Here is a 16,467-nt window from a genome sequence, read left to right as displayed (position 1 = left end):
CGTTAAAAGCGCTGTAGGTCGGGTTAGCGCAGCCTAACCCGACATCCTACAGGATCAGAGTACTTTCAGGGCCGCCTCGTAATCCGGCTCGTTCTTGATTTCACTGACCAGTTCGCTGTGCAGGACCTTGTTGCTTTCATCCAGCACCACCACGGCACGGGAACACAGGCCGGCCAGCGGGCCATTCTGGATGGCAACGCCGTAGTCCTGCTGGAAACTGTAGTTGCGGAAGGTGGAGAGGGTTTCCACGTCCTTCAGGCCTTCGGCGCCGCAAAAGCGTCCGGCGGCAAAGGGCAGATCCGCTGAAATTACCAGCACCACGGTGTTGTCGAGGCCGCCTGCCTTTTCATTGAATTTTCGGGTGGATGCGGCGCAGACACCGGTGTCGATGCTGGGGATGATGTTGAGGATCTTGCGCTTGCCGGCCCACTGGTCAAGTTTGACTTCTTCCAGGCCGCTGCTGGTCAGGGTGAATGGGGCCGCGTTGTCTCCGGGCTGGGGGAATTTGCCGGTGACTTCAATGGGGTTGCCATCAAGGGTAACGTTACTCATGGGATGCTCCTGTTGTCTGGATTGTACTAGGACAGCCTACTCTGTTTAGCTCACATTGGATGACTTTGCACCCAAACCTCTGGGTAAATCGGCCAGGGCCACCCTGGCCAATCCCGGACTTGGGAGTGGCCATTCCACTTTCTACCGTGATTAACGGGGAGAAGCTGCCTGTGCCTCGAATCCTATTGCCGGGTGTCGCTGAACCAGGATCAGATAACTGGTCAGTGCTGCAGCCGCACAGGCTGCAATGATCATTGCCATCACGAGTGAGGTGCCGTCGTGCAGGTGGCCAACGAGAACACCGGCGACCGCGGCGATGGCCATCTGGGTGAAACCGAACAGGGCGGAGGCGGAGCCGGCCATGTGGGGGAAATTCGCCAGGGCCCCGGCCATGGTCTGGGGCAGCACCATGCCGACGCCGATCATGAACAGTGCCTGGGGCAGGATAACGGCCCAGACGCTGTAGATCTCAGCCAGCGCCAGGCCGGCCATCAGGGCGCCCCCGGCCACGGCGATGGTCAGGCCCCTGACCAGAATCTGGTCCGGTATCAGCCGGCTGCCGAGGCGAACGGCGGTCAGATTGCCGGTGATGTACCCCACCACGATACCGGCGAAGTAGAGTCCGAAATGTTCGGGTTTCACGCCGAGAAAATCGATCAGTACGAACGATGAGCCAGACAGGAAGGCGAACAGGCCGGAGAAAATCAGCGCATTGGTCAGGGTGTACCCGAGGAAGCTGATGTCCGTGGCAATCACCCGATAGTTCCGCAGCAGGCTGCACATCCGCAAAGGCTGGCGGTGTTCCGGGCGCATTGGCTCGGGGATGCCGAGGGCGACTACCCCGGCCATGACCAGCGCATAGCCGGCCAGCACCAGGAAGATGGATGCCCAGCCAAGACCCGACACCAGGAACCCACCGATTGTTGGTGCCACCGCAGGCGCCAGCGCCATGATGCTGGCCAGAATGGCCATGATCCGGGCCGCTTCCCGTGGTGTGTAGATATCACGAATGGCCGCACGCCCCAGAACCGGACCGGCGGAACCCCCCAGCGCCTGCAGGAAGCGGCACAGCATCAGGGTTTCGATGTTGGTGGCAAAGGCGCAGCCGATGCTGGCGACGGCAAACAGTAGGAATCCACCAATCATGATCGGCTTGCGGCCAAAGCGGTCGGCCAGTGGCCCACAAACCAGTTGCGCCAGGGCAAAGCCCAGCATGTACAGACTCAGCGTCAGCTGCACCTGATCGGTGCCGGTGCCAAAATCGGCGCCAATCTGCGGTAACGCTGGCAAATACATATCAGTAGCCAACGGCCCCAGAGCCACAGCGGCGGCGAGTAATATGGTTGTCCAAACGCTGGTCAGCGCAAGCATGTAGTTTCCCGGTCTAATCTGAAAGTGAGCGAGCGGGTAGTGGGGTGGGGCTTTCCGAAACCCTGCGGAGCCATGGATGGCGGAGCGGAGCTTACAGGGATGTATTCACAGCGTGTTTCGGAAAGCCCGACCCCACTACCTGCGACCTACTCTAGGTTCGAGAAGTCTACGCCTATGAGTAGCAGGGATAACGGCTCAACGATTCATACAACATATGAGCGATATCGATTGATTAATCCTTGAGGCCATTCATGGTCGCGGCGACGGCGTTCACCTGGTTTCGAAGCCAGCGGTGGGCGGGGTCGTTCTGGTTGCGCCGGTGCCAGAGCATCAGCAAGGTAAACGGTTTGAAATCGAAGGGCAGGGGCACCCAGGCGAACCCCCGGAGCAAGTGGTTACTCATGCGCTCCGGCGCGGTCGCCAGCATATCTGTGCCACGCAGGAACTCCGGCAGTCCGGAAAAGTTGGATACCGTCACTGCATTGCGCCGGCTCAGCCCGCGGCTGTTCAGTGACGTTTCCAGCGCCGGCTTTTCCCCGGTGGCAAACAGCAGGGACACGTGGTCCGCTTTCATATACTCCGCCATGTCCTGTGGCGGCTCGCGATGATCCGGATCGTAGTACACCACCATGCGATCGGCCATCAGGCCCCGCTGCATGATGTCCGTGGCCTCCGGCGCGTGGGGCGAGATAATCAGGTCGCAGACTTCCTTGCGCAGCATGTCGGCAGAGGGAATACCGGAGGGAATCACCTGCAGCCGGATCCCCGGTGCTTCCTGCCTGAGCGTACGGAGCAGTCCGGGCAACAGCAGATCCCGTTGGTAATCGTTGGCGGCAATGGTAAAGGTGAACTCGGCGGTGGCCGGTGTGAACAGCGGGCCGCTGGACAGGGCCTGCAGGTCGTCCAGAATCTGCCGGATATGGGGCCCCGCCCGCAGTGCGTATTGGGTCGGTGCGATGCCGCGGCCGGACTTGACGAACAGGGGATCCCCCAACGACTGTCGCAGCCGGTCCAGGGTATGGCTCACCGCCGATTGACTGACCCCCAGCCGCACCGCGGCGCGGGACACACTGCCCTCATCAAGTACCGTCAGAAACGTACTCAGAGAGCGGGTGTCGAGGTTTAATGTATCAATGCTGTTCATGGATCGCAGTGTAATCCACCTGGACCCCGCTCGCCTACACAAAGCATCGCGGATGTACTAGTGTGGAGTGAACGAACGCTCAAGAATGACAGTAACGGAGGAAAATCTATGGCACTCAGGCTCGCATTCGACGTGTACGGCACCCTGGTCGACCCCATGGGCATGGCCGACCTGTTGAAACAGGATGCCGGCGATCAGGCCGAAGCCGTCAGCAGCTTGTGGCGAGAGAAGCAGCTTGAGTTTTCCTTCCGCAAGGGCCTGATGCGCGCCTACGAAGATTTTGGTGTGTGCACCCGCCAGGCCCTGCGCTACGCCATGGCCACCCACAAACTGGATCTGGCCGGCGACCGTGAAGACGAACTGATGACCGCCTACCTCTCCCTGCCCGCGTTCGACGATGCATTGCCGACGCTGAAAGCCCTGAACGGAAGCTACCCGCTGTTTGCCTTCTCCAACGGCAGCTACCCCGCGCTGGAGAAAGTGTTGGGCCACAACGACCTGCTCGACCAGTTCGAAGGCCTGGTTTCGGTGGACGACATCAAAAGCTTCAAACCCGACCCGGCCGTATACGCCTATGCCCGCCGGGCAACGGGCGCCTGGGATGAGCCGTTGTGCCTGGTGTCGAGTAATGCATGGGACGTGATTGGCGCTCGTGCGGCAGGGTTAAAAGCGGTATGGGTGCAGCGTGACTCGGAGAAAGTCTTCGAAGACTGGGGAATCGAGCCTTCAGCCGTTATCAAAAGCCTTTCAGATCTTCCCGAAACATTGAAACACCTCTGAAGCCTGCGGAGGCAGGTGTGGGGGTGGGCTTGCCAAAACTGTGCGGAGCCATGGATGGCGGAGCCCAAGCGCCCCATGGATGGGCTTGAGCGTGTTTTGGCAAGCCCACCCCCACACATGCCGGCCCACTCACAGAAACATCGACTTAATCAGAACGTTGGGCAAGCCATTCCGCTAATTCCAGCCAGCTTTCCCCGGGCGCCTTGCTCCCCGCCAGAATCCCCATGTGTCCGCCGGGCACCACCCGGAACGTCTTATCGGTAGAACTGACGTGGTCCATCACCCGCTTCGCCGCCCCGGGCGTTGCCAGCGTATCCTCCTGCCCGGCGATAGCGAGTAAGTTGGCACTCACATTTTCCAGGCGAGCGACATCCTCGCCAATCTGGATCTCCCCCTTCGACAACTGATTATCGATCCAGATCCGCACCACCGTGTCCTGAATAATACCCCCGGGATACGCCACCATCCGGTCCAGAAACGCCGACGTCGTGGCGTGACTGCTGACAAACTCCCGGTCGCCCAGACGCACCACCAGCTCCCAGTAGCCCATCACACTGCCGATCGGATTGGTCAGCTTGAAACCGATGGTATTGGCCCAGCCCGGCGTGTGAAACCAGTGCGGCTTCACGTTATGCAGACGAAACCCCGTGCGTTTGCGCACAAACTCCGCCACATCCGCCACCCGCTGATACATCAGCCCCATCAGCCCGGAAGCATGACTGTCGATGGGCAGCCCCAGCACCACCGCATTGCGGATGTGCTGATCCTTGCTCAGCGCCGAATAGAACAGCGTGAACATACCCCCCATGCTCCAGCCATGCAGCGACAGCTCCCGCTCGCCACTGTGTTCCCGTACCCGGTTCAGGTAGGCCGGCAACAGCTCCGCCACGTAGGTGTGCAGGTTGTAGTGACTGTGCTGACGAGTGGGAACGCCCCAGTCGATCAGATACACCTCAAAGCCCTTCGCCCGCAGAAACCGCACCAGACTGCGCTGAGGAAACAGATCGTAAATCAGCATGTTCACCGCCAGTGGCGGCACAATCACAATCGGCGTCTTGTGAGCGGTGCGTTCCACCGCAATGGTCTGACCGTCCAGCTCGATAAAATCCTCCGCCAGCGGCGGGTAATAGCGCAGGCTCACCAGACCGTCGGTGTAAAGCGTCTCGAACGGCGTTTGTCCGGCCTGCACCAGGCTGGCAGCGCGGAACACCCGATCGAAGGCATTGCCGGCATAAAGCGCCGTTTGCCGCGTAAGCCCCGCGGCTTTGTCGGCTGCGGATTTGAGTAGATTTGGCATGGAGGCGTCCATAGCAGAGATAACCCGGAATTATGAAGAATACAGGGCGGACAGAACAGAGGTTGGCAGAGCAGGTAGGAGGGGACTTGCCCAGACCGTGCATTGCCAGGGATGGCAATGCCGAGCCCCCAAGGATGGGTTCACGGCGTGTCTGGGCAAGTCCCCTCCTGCCTGCGCCTTACTCCAAAGCCCGCAGAATGGGAGCAAGAGTAGATCAGGCGGGGGCGATGAAACATGGCATAACTGTCACATCCTGCGGGCAAACCGGTCACTTCAGGCCACTGCCCAATGAGGGCTCCGGTTGGTATGATTGCACCCCATCGCAAACAACAACCAAAACAGGACCACCATGCTCAGCTTCCTGCCCGCTCCCGTCATCGGTGTTATCAACTCGATCCTGCTGGGAATCAACACCCTCTTCTGGTGCCTGCTGCTCTACATTCCGGCGGTACTGAAGCTGATAGTCCCCCACAAAGGCTTCCGCGTAATCTGCACCCGCGTCATCATCTGGATTTCCGAATCCTGGGTGGCCTGCAACACCGGCTGGATGAAACTGACCCACGCTACGCGCTGGGAGGTCAAAGGCGCGGAAAACCTCAAACGGGAAAGCTGGTACCTGGTGCTCAGCAACCACCAGAGCTGGGTCGACATCTTCGCCATGCAGCGGGTCTTCAACCGCCGGGCGCCGTTCCTGAAATTTTTCCTGAAACAGCAGCTGATCTGGGTGCCGGTGATTGGCCTGGCCTGGTGGGGACTGGATTTCCCGTTCATGAAACGCTACACCCGGGAATACCTGATCAAGCACCCGGAGAAGCGCGGCGAAGACCTCAAGGCCACCCGTATCGCCTGTGAAAAGTTCCGTTATACCCCGGTCAGCGTGATGAACTTCGTGGAGGGTACCCGGTTCACTCCGGCCAAGCACGACAAGCAGAAATCACCCTACACCCATCTGCTGACCCCCAAGGCCGGGGGTGTGGCCTTCGTACTGGACGCCATGGGCGACTCCATCCAGACCCTGGTGGATGTAACCATCGCCTACCCCGGCGGGGCACCGACGTTCTGGGACTTTATCTGTGGGCGGGTAACGGAAGTGAAGATGGAGATCCAGACGGTGACCATTCCGGAACACCTGAAGGGTCGGGACTACTCGGCCGATGCCGAACACCGCAGGAACGTCAAGGAGTGGCTGGCGGAACAGTGGCGGGCCAAGGACGCGCGGCTGACGCAGATGCTGGAGCAGTAGCAGTAGAATTCGAACGCTGACTCAGGGCTTGCGGTCAGCGTCGTCATCCTCCACCTCATCGGGATGCTCCTGCTTGAAACGCTCCCACTCTTCCCAGTCGTGGGGCGTACCGGCGTGGGGCCGGCGCAGGTGTCTGGCGTGCTCCATGGCATTGTGGCGCAGGCTGTGGTCCCGCTCTTCCTCGTCGGTGTCGAAACCGTGTTTTCTCAGAAACTCATCGGGGCTGATGGGCATGGGCGATCACCTCCTTCGGTGTATCAACTCCTGATAAATACGGTGCGCCCGCCGCCCCGGTTTTTCAAGCCCCGGCCTTCTCGCTGTCGGTGCCCTTGGTCGCCGCGACCTCTTCCGCGCTCACCAGCTTGAAATTGATCTGCCGGCGCTCCTCGTCGACGTCGGCGAAGGTCACCGTCACCGGCTGCTCGAGCTGGAAGATGCGACCGTTCTTGTTGTGAATGAGCCGCAGGGTCACCGGATCGAAACCGTACTTGCCCTCAAGGGTGCGACAACTGACGAAACCTTCCAGGCCATTGGCGTCCAGGCGCACAAAGAACCCCGCCGGCACCGTGCGGCTGATGACACCGGTCATTGGCTCGGTGCCGAGGGTCTTGGCGAAGTCGCTCTTGAGCCAGTTTTCCAGGCTGTTGGCGGCCTGGCGGGCACGGATCTGGGTGGTCTGCAGCTCCGCCAGCTGCTCGCCGGAGAGTTCCGCCGGGGCGTCCTGCCACAGCACCGCCTTGATCAGCCGGTGCACATGGAAATCGCTGAACTTGCGCAGGGGTGAGGTGAAGGTGGTGTAGGCCGGCAGCCCCATGCCCTGATGGGGCGCGGCGTCGAAGGCCAGTTCCGCGCGCGCCAGCTGACGGGAAAGAATGGCCTTGACCGGCACCTCCGCGCTGAGGTTATCGGTGTGTTTCATCAACTCCCGGAAGCCCTCGGCCGAGGTGGCGTCGACGCCGGAAAGATCCGGGGCATAGCCATCGAGCAGGGCGCGAATATTGTCGGCGCGATCCGCCCGCAGGCCGGGGTGCTGAATAAACAAGCCTTTGGCCTGCTGGCTGAGGAAGTCGGCGGCACAGCGGTTAGCCGCCACCATGCACTCCTCCACCAGGCGGTGGGCTTCGTTCTGCACCGACGGCTCAATCAGCCGCACGCGCTTGTTCTCGTCCAGCCGCAGGCGGAATTCCGGGCGATCGGCGCTCAGCAGCGCGTGTTCGCCGCGCCATTTGCGCAGTGCCGTGGCGGTCTGGTGCAGCTGGTCAAGGCTGTTGGCGACGGCATCCGGCAGCGCCTTGATGTCGTCATCTTCGCGCCCCTCGATCAGGTTGGACACCAGTTCGTAGCTGAGCTTGCCTTTGGACTGGATGACCGCCTGGTGGAAACTGTACGCGCCAAGGCTGCCGTCGTTATTGACCTGCAGATCGCACACCAGGGCGAGACGCTTTACCTCGGGCATCAGAGAGCACAGCCGGGTACTGAGGGTGTCGGGCAGCATCGGCAGCGGCTCACCCGGGAAATAAATAGCGGTGGCCCGCCGGAAGGCTTCGTTTTCTGCGGCACTGCCGGGCTCGATCACCGCCGTGGGATCGGCGATGGCGATGGACAGTTTCCAGCCGGTGGCATTGGGTTCGGCCAGCAGGGCATCGTCCATGTCCTGGGTGCCCGGGCTGTCGATGGTGACGTAGGGCAGGGCGGTGCGATCTTCGCGACCGTCGCTGTGCGCCTCGATGTCCGCTTCGCTGAGCGCGTCCGCCTGCTGCTGCACCGCCTCCGGCCAGGTGTCCGGCAGGTCGAAAGTGGCCAGGGTGAGCGCCCGCTCAATGCCGGTATCGCCGGGTTTGCCCAGCACCTTCAGGATCTTCGCCTGGCCCTTGCCATCCTTGATCGGGTGCCGGTGAATGCGGCAGTAAATGAAATCATCCTGCTCGGCGTTCATCCGCTCCTTCGGCGGAATGAAGATCCAGCGATTGATACCCGGGGTTTCCGGTACCACGAAATGGCCCTTGCCCTTGATCAGGTAACGGCCCACGAAGGTATTCAGGCTGCTGTCCAGCAGCTCGTCCACCACACCCTGGATCTTGCCTTTGTCCCCTTCCTGCTCGGTGACGTTGACGCGGTCACCGGGCAGCACTTTCTGCATCTCCTCCGGTGGCAGGAACACGTCCCGCCCCTCATCCAGCGCTACGAAACCGAAACGACCGTTGGTGGCTTTGACGGTGCCGGGAAAGACCACCTTGTTTTCTTTAATGTCGGTTTTCAGCTGGCGCAACTGGCTGAGAGCGTCGGCATTGAGCATGAACAGGACCTGGCTGGCGAAGTTGTGAATGTCAGGGGCGGAGTATACCGGTTATGGCCGGGCACGTCAGACCTCTTACACAACCGCAACACAGACGGAGTGCGCGGTAACGCGCCACCCCGCCGGGGCCGGATTCGCCTAGTTGTGTTCGGCGAACACCCGGGTCTGGCCTTTGTCATTGAACAGGATGACCTTGAAGTGATCTTTGCGGTCACCCATCTCCATGCCCGGGGAGCCTGCCGGCATACCGGGCACGCTCAGGCCGGTGGCTTTGGGCGCTTCCGCCAGCAGGCGGCGGATGTCATCGGCGGGTACGTGGCCTTCAATCACATAGTCACCGACAAAGGCGGTGTGGCAACTGCCAAGCCCGGCAATCAGACCGGCATCGGCCTTGATCTTGCCCATGTCGTTGGTGTCGGTGGCAGTGACGTCAAAGCCGTTGTCTTCGAGGTGGTCGATCCAGTCGCTGCAGCAGCCACAGGTCGGCGATTTGTACACATGGATGCTGTCGGCGTCGTCCGCCGCCAGTACCGGGCCGCTGGCGAGCACGCTGAGCCCGACGGCGGCGGTCAGGCCGACGATTCTGTTTCGTAAAGACATGGCATTTCCTCAGTGGTGATGACGGTGATCGTCGTTATCGGGACCGGTGGACGAGGGTGACAGCCAGAACCACCAGACGATGGCGGCCATCAGCAGCAAGCCTCCGGCATTGACCAGTAATGTACCCATCAGTTCCGCTCCTCCTGCTGGCGCTGCCCGCCCCGGTGGCTGGTTTGGAACAGCCTCAGGCGGTTGGCGTTGGTGACCACGGTGACCGACGACAGCGACATCGCTGCGCCGGCCAGTATCGGGCTCATCAGAATGCCCCACACCGGGTAGAGCAGGCCGGCGGCCACCGGAATGCCCAGCGAGTTGTAAATGAACGCGCCGAACAGGTTCTGATGAATATTACGCACGGTGGCACGGGATATCTCAATGGCATCCGGCACGCCGTGCAGGGAGCCGCGCATCAGGGTGATGGCGGCGCTCTCGATGGCGACATCGGTCCCGGTGCCAATGGCGAACCCCACGTCGGCGGCGGCCAGGGCCGGCGCGTCGTTGATGCCGTCGCCCACCATCGCCACGGTATAGCCTTTGCCGCGCATGGCACTGACCACTTCGGCCTTGTCTTCCGGCAGCACTTCGGCGCGGTAGTCGTCGATGCCGGCTTTGGCGGAGATGGCTTTGGCGGTGGCGTCGACGTCACCGGTGACCATCATCACCCGGATGCCGGCGTCGTGCAGGCGCTGAATGGCCGCCTTTGAATCCGCCTTGATGGCATCTGCCACGCCGATCACCCCCAGCACGTCGGTGCCCAACGCAAGGAACAGCGGTGTGCCGGCTTCTTCGGTAATGGTTTGGGAGGCGTCGTTCAGCCCGTCGACCGACAGCCCTTCGGCTTCCAGCCAGCGGCGGTTGCCCAGGCGCAGGATCTGGCCCTCAAACTCACCCTGAACTCCCTTGCCGTTCAGTGCCTCGAAGCCGGTGACTTTTTCGGGCCGAACCCCGTCCTGTTCTGCCTTGCCCAGAATGGCTTCGGCAAGCGGGTGCTCGGAGGGCTGCTCAAGTCCCGCGGCCAGTGCCAGCAAGCGCTGTTCATCGCCATCGCTGGCGTGCATCCGGGTCACCGCCGGATGCCCTTCGGTGATGGTGCCGGTCTTGTCGAGGATCACCAGATCTACCTTGCCGGCGGTCTGCAGGGCATCGCCCTGACGAATCAGTGCGCCGTACTCGGCGGCCTTGCCCACGCCCACCATCACTGACATCGGCGTGGCCAGCCCCAGCGCGCAGGGGCAGGCAATGATCAGTACGGTGGTGGCGGCCACCATCATGTGCACCACGGCAGGCTCCGGGCCGACGTTGTACCACACCAGGGCCGCCGCCACGGCAATCAGCATCACGCTGGGCACGAACACCGCGGAGATTCTGTCCGCCAGGCGGCCAATTGCCGGTTTCGAGCCCTGGGCCTTTTTCACCAGCTTGATGATCTGGGCCAGGGCGGTGTCGCTGCCCACCCGGGTGGCTTCATAAATAATGGAGCCGTGGGTGTTGAGGGTGCCCGCGGACACCTCGTCGCCTTCGCCTTTGCTCACGGGCATGGGCTCGCCGGTCAGCATGCTTTCATCAATGCGGGTACTGCCCTCGGCAATAACACCATCCACCGGCAGCTTCTCGCCGGGTCGCACGCGGATCCGATCGCCTTTGCGCACGTCTTCCACCGGCACGTCCCGTTCTTCGCCATCGCGGATCACCCGCGCGGTTTTCGCCCGCAGGTCCAGCAGCCGGCGAACCGCCTCGGAGGTCTTGCCTTTGGCCCGTAATTCCAGCGCCTGCCCCAGATTGATCAGGCCGATGATCATCGCGGACGCTTCGAAGTACACATGGCGTGCCATTTCCGGCAGGGCGTCCGGCATGCTGGCGACCACCATGGAGTAGAGCCAGGCCGTGCCGGTGCCCAGGGCAATCAGGGTGTCCATGTTGGCGTTGTGGTGGCGGAAGGCTTTCCCGGCGCCGACAAAGAAATGGCCCCCGGTGGCCATCATCACCCCCAGGGTCAGTACGCCCAGGTTGAGCCAGGTGACCTGATTGTCCGCGGTCACCATCATGGATCCGAAGCCCATGCCCCAGACCATCAGCGCCACACCCAGGCCCAGGCTGATGCCCATTTTGACCAGCAAAGTCTTGTACTGCTTGCGATCTTCCTGCTGGCGGCGGTCGTCGGCTTCGTCCTCGTCTTCGATCACGCTGGCACCGTAGCCGGAACTCTCCACGGCTCTGATCAGCGCCGCCGGGTCGGCATCACCGTTGGCCGTGGCGGTGTTGTCCGCCAGGTTCATGTGCGCTGCGGTCACCCCGCGTACCGACGTCAGTGCTTTCTCGATGGTGTTGACGCAGGAGGCGCAGGTGGCGCCGGTCACCGCCAGGTGAATCTGCTGGTCTGCGCCCGATGGGGTGGCAGTGGCTTGCTCTGGCTCATCGCTTTCTGTCTCGGCCGCCGGAGGTTGATCGGGCGGGCACGCCGGTTCTTCAGGTTCTTTGCCCACGGCCTGAGCGTGCCGGTCCGTTTGCGCCGACAGGGCTTTGGCCGGATAGCCGCTGTCGCTGACCAGCCGGGCGGCTTGCTCCGCATCAACGTCCTCCGGTAACGCCACGATCCGGGTTTCAAGATTGATCGCCACGTGGTCGGCGTTCGGCACCAGGGGCTGTAACGCGGTGCGGATTTTCCTGGCGCAGCCCTGGCAGGTGGCACCGGAGACGGTGAGGGCCGGGCGTAATTTGATGGTCTGATTCATCTCGGGTTACTCCCTCAAGCCGTCAGCGTTGGCGGGCTCATCCCAGTGTTCGATCAAGCGGCAGATGGTGTGTCCGTCCGGAGTCCCATCCGGCATGGCCCGCCATGCCGACAGCGCCGACGTCATGCGATCGCGCAGCTGGTTCAGTTCGCGGATTTCCCGCTCAACCTCCAGCAACCGTTGCTCGAACACTTCCCGCACCAGTGGGCAGGGGGAGTGGTGATCGTCGGCCTGATGCAGAATGGATTTGATCTCCGGCAGCGAAAAGCCCAGCTGCCGGGCCTTGCGGGCGAACCGCAAGCGGCGCAGGTCTTCGCTGTCGAACTGCTGGTAGTTGTTGTCCGGGTTGCGCTCCGGGTTCAGCAGACCTTCTCTGGTGTAGAAGCGGACGGTGTCAGGATTGACCCCCGCCGCCTTGGCGATGTCGATGACTTTCATCGTGCTACCCGTATCGTGGTGTCATACGAGTATAGACTAAAACCTGTGAGCAACTCACAGGTCAAGTATCGGCAGCGGGAATGGATCTCAGGGGGTTCTGGCGCGCAGGAAAACACCGCAGTTGCGGCACTGATCCGGGGCCATCAGTTTCGCCTGCCAGCCAATGCGGTGGCCGCAGGCCGGGCAGGCGAGGCGAAGCTGCAGGGCGATGATCGGCGCCACCAGAACGGCCAGCAGCACGCCCAGGGGGCCCCAGCTGTCGCCGCTGGACAGGCCGAGCTGGCTGCTGAAAACCAGCAGGATCACCAGGGCGATGAACGCAAACACAAAGTAATTGCGGTTCCAGCGCTCCCAGCGCCGGATGGCGCGATCCTGCTGCGGGGTAAGATAGGTCTGTGTCATGTCTTGGGTCCCTGCTGGCGATAGCGGAATTCTGGCGAACAAACCTCGAGATTACAATCCGCTGTCCACCGCAACCCCGGTGATCATGGTGCCTTCGCGCAGCGCTTTTTCCAGGGTGGCGGCCGGCACCGGTCGGCTGATCAGGTAGCCCTGCACCAGGTCGCAACGGTGATTCTTCAGGAACACCAGTTGCTCCATGGTCTCCACCCCTTCGGCCACCACCTGGATGCCCAGATTGTGGGCCAGGTTGATCACCGCCCGGGTGATCACGGCGTCGTCGTGGCGTTCAGTCACGTCGGTGATGAACGAGCGGTCGATTTTCAGCAGATCCACCGGAAAGTCCCGCAGGTAACCCAGCGAGGAGTAGCCGACGCCAAAATCGTCGATGGCCAGGTGCACGCCCAGCTTGTGGAGGCGGGACAGTTGATCCAGGTTGTGCTCGATGTTCTGGATGAAAATCTCTTCGGTGAGCTCCACTTCCAGTCGCCGTGGCGGAACGCTGTTGGCTTCGAGCGCGTCGCGGATGTGATCCACCAGGCTTTCGTCGTCCAGTTCACGGCCGGACAGGTTGACCGCTATTCTCAGGTGCTCGAACTCGGTGCCTTGCCACTGGGCAAGCTGTCGGCAGGCGGCCATCACCACCCAGCGTCCGATTTCGGTGATGCGTCCGCTTTCCTCGGCGAGGGGGATGAATTCAACGGGCGGCAACAGACCCCGGCGCGGGTGCTGCCAGCGGATCAGCGCTTCCACGCTGCGAATTTCCGAACTTTCCAGGTCTACCTGAGGCTGGAAATAGAGCACGAATTCGTCGTTGGCGAGGGCGTGGCTGAGATCCTTGTCGAGCTCCAGGCGCAGAACTTCCCGGTCCTGCATGCCCTCGGTATAGAACTGGTAGGTGTTGCGGCCCTGCTCCTTGGCGCGGTAGAGGGCAACGTCGGCGTTTCGCAGCAGGGTGTCGGCATCGAGGCCGCTCTGGGGGTAGACCGCAATGCCCATGGTGGCGGTGACCGAATGGGCCTCCCCCTGAACTTCGAAGGGTTCGGCAAAGCTCTGCTTGATCTGGCCGAGCAGATTGATCACATCGTCCAGCTCGTCCACGTGCTGCTGGCACACCATGAATTCGTCGCCGCCCGAGTAGGCTACCAGCACTTTTTCGCTGCTCAGGCGGTTGAGCCGCTCCGACACCTTGATCAACAGTTCATCGCCGAACTGGTGCCCGAGGGAGTCGTTCAGCATCTGGAAGCGATCCAGGTCCATCATCACCAGGGCGACCTGGCGCATTTGCCGATCGGCAATGGTCAGGGTGTGGGTCAGGTCTTCCATGAAGAAGCGGCGGTTGGCCAGGCCGGTCAGGGCGTCGGTGGATTCCAGGCGGGCGAGGTCCTGCTGGATGGCTTTGCGCTGGTCAATCTCCGACTCCAGCTCGCGGCGGGTTTTCAGCAGCGCGCGATTGCGCTTGAGGATCAGCTGCACCAGCAGTGTGGTCAGGCTGGTGAGAATGCCCATGAACAGCATGGAAACGAACGTCGCCGATGGCCAGAGGCTGCGCTGGGAGTCGACCCAAGCCGCGGAAGGGGTGACCGTCAACGCCCAGTTCAGTGTGGGCAATTCCACCGGGGCCGTGTGCGCGAAGCCCCGCGCCGTCTCGCTGGAGGTGTTGAGTTCGTAAGCCAGGTCGTCGCCGTCGGTAATGCGGATACGGAAGGCGTCCAGTACCCGGCTGGTCAGCAACTGGCGGGCGAGGGTTTCCATCTTGAAAACGCCAGCCATGAAGCCGTTGTTGTCTGCCCCGGCGTGTATCGGCACGTAGATGACCAGGCCCTGTCCGCCCTGGCGGAGGTCGATGACGCCTGAAATGTCGATGGTGCCACTGGCCCGGGCCTGCTCCAGGGCCGCCCTGCGTTCCGCGTTAAAGGCGACGTTATAGCCGACTACTTCTCGGTTGCCGGAGAGCGGTTCCAGCCAGCGAATGACAAAGTCGCGGTCAATCCATTCGATGGCCTGATAGACGCCGAAGTCGTTCAGATAATTGCGGGCGTCCTGGCTCCAGGTGGATTCGCGCATATCCGGGTTGGCTTCCATCCGTTGTGCCATGCGGCGGATGGCTTCCAGATGAACAAGAAACTCCCGTTCCAGGTTGTCCGCCATGGCCTGCGCTTCATTGGCGAGGCTGGCCTGAATCTGTTCACGGTCCTGCTTGTCGATGCCGTACTTCAGTCCTGAGGCGATGGCGAGAAACACCAGAAAAATCACAACCGGGAAAACTGGATGCAGCAGCCCCCGGACGACTTGGTTTGTCACTGATTCTGGTTTCTCCACACTGGGCTCCGTTCCGGTACATCAACAACGTAACATATCGGCAGGTTTTGCCTGATTATGAGTGTGAAACGCTGTTACCGACCACCAATTGTTGTATGCGTTCTTGTAACGAGATGCCAAAAGCACCATCTGGCAGCGGCCGGGCAATACCGGGAACCGCGCTGGTCTCGGCCGCCGACAGATCGAGCAGCCTCGGGGTGACCGGTTTCTTGTCCCCGTCGAGCAGGATTTCCACCCGTGGTTTGAGCTTTTTGCCCGGGTGGGTGGCGACAATCAGCGCCACCTCGCCGGAGGTTAGTTCTACCAGACTTCCGGGTGGGTAGACACCGACCATACGGATAAAAGCTTCCACCATGCCGGCATCGAACTGCTGACCGCGGTTGCGGTAGAGAATGCGGATGGCATCGGAGGTGGACAGGCCGTCGCGGTAACAGCGGTCACTGGTAATGGCGTCAAAGGCGTCGACAATGGAGACCATACGTGCAAACCGGCTGATCTGCCATTCCGCCAGTTGCCGGGGATAGCCGCGACCGTCCATGCGCTCGTGGTGGTGGCAGGTGACGTCGCTGATGATCGGGTCAAGCGTGGGGTCGGTTTTCAGCAGCTGGTAGCCCAGCGTGGTGTGCTCCCGCATGATGCGGAACTCCTCGGGACTGAGGGCGCCCGGTTTGTTGAGGATCTCGTCGGGCACCTTGAGTTTGCCGATGTCGTGCAACAGCCCACACATGCCGGCCACTTCCAGGTCTTCGTCCGGCATGCCGAGAAAGCGGGCGAACGCCACGGTGAAGATCGCCACCCGCAAACAGTGCTCGGCGGTGTAGGCATCGCGGGATTTGATGCGGCTCATCCACAGCATGGCGCTGGCGTTGGCCTTGATGCTCTCAACGCAGGCGCGGATCACCGGGCGCGCGTCCTGAAAGTTCAGGTCGTTGCCGGTTTCGATCTGCCGGGTAAGGTGTTCCACAAAGGCTTGCGCGTTGTCCCAGGCTGCGGCCGCGCGAGGCATCTCCCCGGCCACGGAGCGGGTTTCCGCCATCGGTTCGGTGGTGCGCCTTTTCAGGACCGCCGCTTTCGAGATCAGAGGGCTGAGGCGGGTTTCTTCGTCTTCCACCACCACCCATTCACAATACTGGCGCAGGATCTGGGCCTCTGCCGGGCGCTCCAGGGTAAAGCCCTGAAACAGCACGGGCACTTCAGTCCAGGGGCGATCCAGTTTGACAATTCTCATGCCCTGTTCGATCAGGTCGACGGGCAGGCGGGCGCGATGCAGGGACGTTTCCACACGAGCCCGTG

14 protein-coding genes are annotated in these 16,467 nt (G+C 61.8%); 2 read left to right on the top strand and 12 right to left on the bottom strand.

Features of this window, described 5'->3' with window-relative positions:
* Positions 1–54: 54 nt before the first annotated feature.
* The 3 genes from tpx to DYI22_RS05030 form a co-directional block, all read right to left on the bottom strand.
* Complete coding sequence (gene tpx, locus DYI22_RS05040) at positions 55–552, bottom strand: thiol peroxidase (RefSeq protein ID WP_213476955.1); 498 nt, start codon at positions 550–552, stop codon at positions 55–57.
* Positions 553–702: 150 nt separating this feature from the next.
* Positions 703–1,923, bottom strand: coding sequence for a Bcr/CflA family multidrug efflux MFS transporter (locus DYI22_RS05035; protein ID WP_213476954.1), 1,221 nt, complete (start codon positions 1,921–1,923; stop codon positions 703–705).
* 232 nt (positions 1,924–2,155) lie between these two features.
* A complete protein-coding gene (locus DYI22_RS05030; protein ID WP_213476953.1) occupies positions 2,156–3,067 on the bottom strand; it encodes a LysR family transcriptional regulator in 912 nt (303 codons plus the stop codon).
* A gap of 108 nt (positions 3,068–3,175) precedes the next feature.
* Here DYI22_RS05030 and DYI22_RS05025 point away from each other — a divergent pair, with 108 nt between their 5' ends.
* Entirely contained in the window at positions 3,176–3,847 is a 672-nt protein-coding gene (locus DYI22_RS05025) for a haloacid dehalogenase type II (protein WP_213476952.1), read from the top strand.
* 145 nt (positions 3,848–3,992) lie between these two features.
* Here DYI22_RS05025 and DYI22_RS05020 read toward each other — a convergent pair whose 3' ends face one another.
* The gene (locus DYI22_RS05020; RefSeq protein WP_213476951.1) at positions 3,993–5,144 is read right to left on the bottom strand and encodes an alpha/beta fold hydrolase; all 1,152 of its coding nucleotides are present in this window, start codon (positions 5,142–5,144) and stop codon (positions 3,993–3,995) included.
* A gap of 349 nt (positions 5,145–5,493) precedes the next feature.
* Between DYI22_RS05020 and DYI22_RS05015 the strand changes: the two genes are divergently transcribed.
* Entirely contained in the window at positions 5,494–6,387 is an 894-nt protein-coding gene (locus DYI22_RS05015) for an acyltransferase (RefSeq protein WP_213476950.1), read from the top strand.
* A gap of 21 nt (positions 6,388–6,408) precedes the next feature.
* Here DYI22_RS05015 and DYI22_RS05010 read toward each other — a convergent pair whose 3' ends face one another.
* The 8 genes from DYI22_RS05010 to DYI22_RS04975 form a co-directional block, all read right to left on the bottom strand.
* Positions 6,409–6,621 carry a hypothetical protein gene (locus DYI22_RS05010; protein WP_213476949.1) on the bottom strand — a complete coding sequence of 71 codons (213 nt, stop codon included), beginning with the start codon at positions 6,619–6,621 and terminating at the stop codon, positions 6,409–6,411.
* A 64-nt stretch (positions 6,622–6,685) separates the two neighbouring features.
* Positions 6,686–8,683 carry a ribonuclease R family protein gene (locus tag DYI22_RS05005; RefSeq protein WP_213476948.1) on the bottom strand — a complete coding sequence of 666 codons (1,998 nt, stop codon included), beginning with the start codon at positions 8,681–8,683 and terminating at the stop codon, positions 6,686–6,688.
* A 138-nt stretch (positions 8,684–8,821) separates the two neighbouring features.
* Complete coding sequence (locus DYI22_RS05000) at positions 8,822–9,283, bottom strand: DUF411 domain-containing protein (protein ID WP_213476947.1); 462 nt, start codon at positions 9,281–9,283, stop codon at positions 8,822–8,824.
* Between the two features lie 128 nt (positions 9,284–9,411).
* The gene (locus tag DYI22_RS04995) at positions 9,412–12,015 is read right to left on the bottom strand and encodes a heavy metal translocating P-type ATPase (RefSeq protein ID WP_213476946.1); all 2,604 of its coding nucleotides are present in this window, start codon (positions 12,013–12,015) and stop codon (positions 9,412–9,414) included.
* 6 nt (positions 12,016–12,021) lie between these two features.
* Positions 12,022–12,453 carry a MerR family transcriptional regulator gene (locus DYI22_RS04990; RefSeq protein ID WP_213476945.1) on the bottom strand — a complete coding sequence of 144 codons (432 nt, stop codon included), beginning with the start codon at positions 12,451–12,453 and terminating at the stop codon, positions 12,022–12,024.
* Between the two features lie 87 nt (positions 12,454–12,540).
* Positions 12,541–12,855, bottom strand: a complete 315-nt coding sequence (locus DYI22_RS04985; protein ID WP_213476944.1) for a hypothetical protein — start codon at positions 12,853–12,855, stop codon at positions 12,541–12,543.
* 51 nt (positions 12,856–12,906) lie between these two features.
* A complete protein-coding gene (locus tag DYI22_RS04980; protein ID WP_323132876.1) occupies positions 12,907–15,156 on the bottom strand; it encodes a putative bifunctional diguanylate cyclase/phosphodiesterase in 2,250 nt (749 codons plus the stop codon).
* Positions 15,157–15,229: 73 nt separating this feature from the next.
* Positions 15,230–16,456 carry an HD-GYP domain-containing protein gene (locus DYI22_RS04975; protein WP_323132875.1) on the bottom strand — a complete coding sequence of 409 codons (1,227 nt, stop codon included), beginning with the start codon at positions 16,454–16,456 and terminating at the stop codon, positions 15,230–15,232.
* Positions 16,457–16,467 lie beyond the last annotated feature (11 nt).

This window comes from Marinobacter lipolyticus (genome assembly GCF_018424605.1).
GTDB lineage: Bacteria > Pseudomonadota > Gammaproteobacteria > Pseudomonadales > Oleiphilaceae > Marinobacter > Marinobacter lipolyticus_B.
The sequence above is the reverse complement of the archived record's forward strand: the minus strand, read 5'-3'. Positions and strand labels throughout refer to the sequence as shown.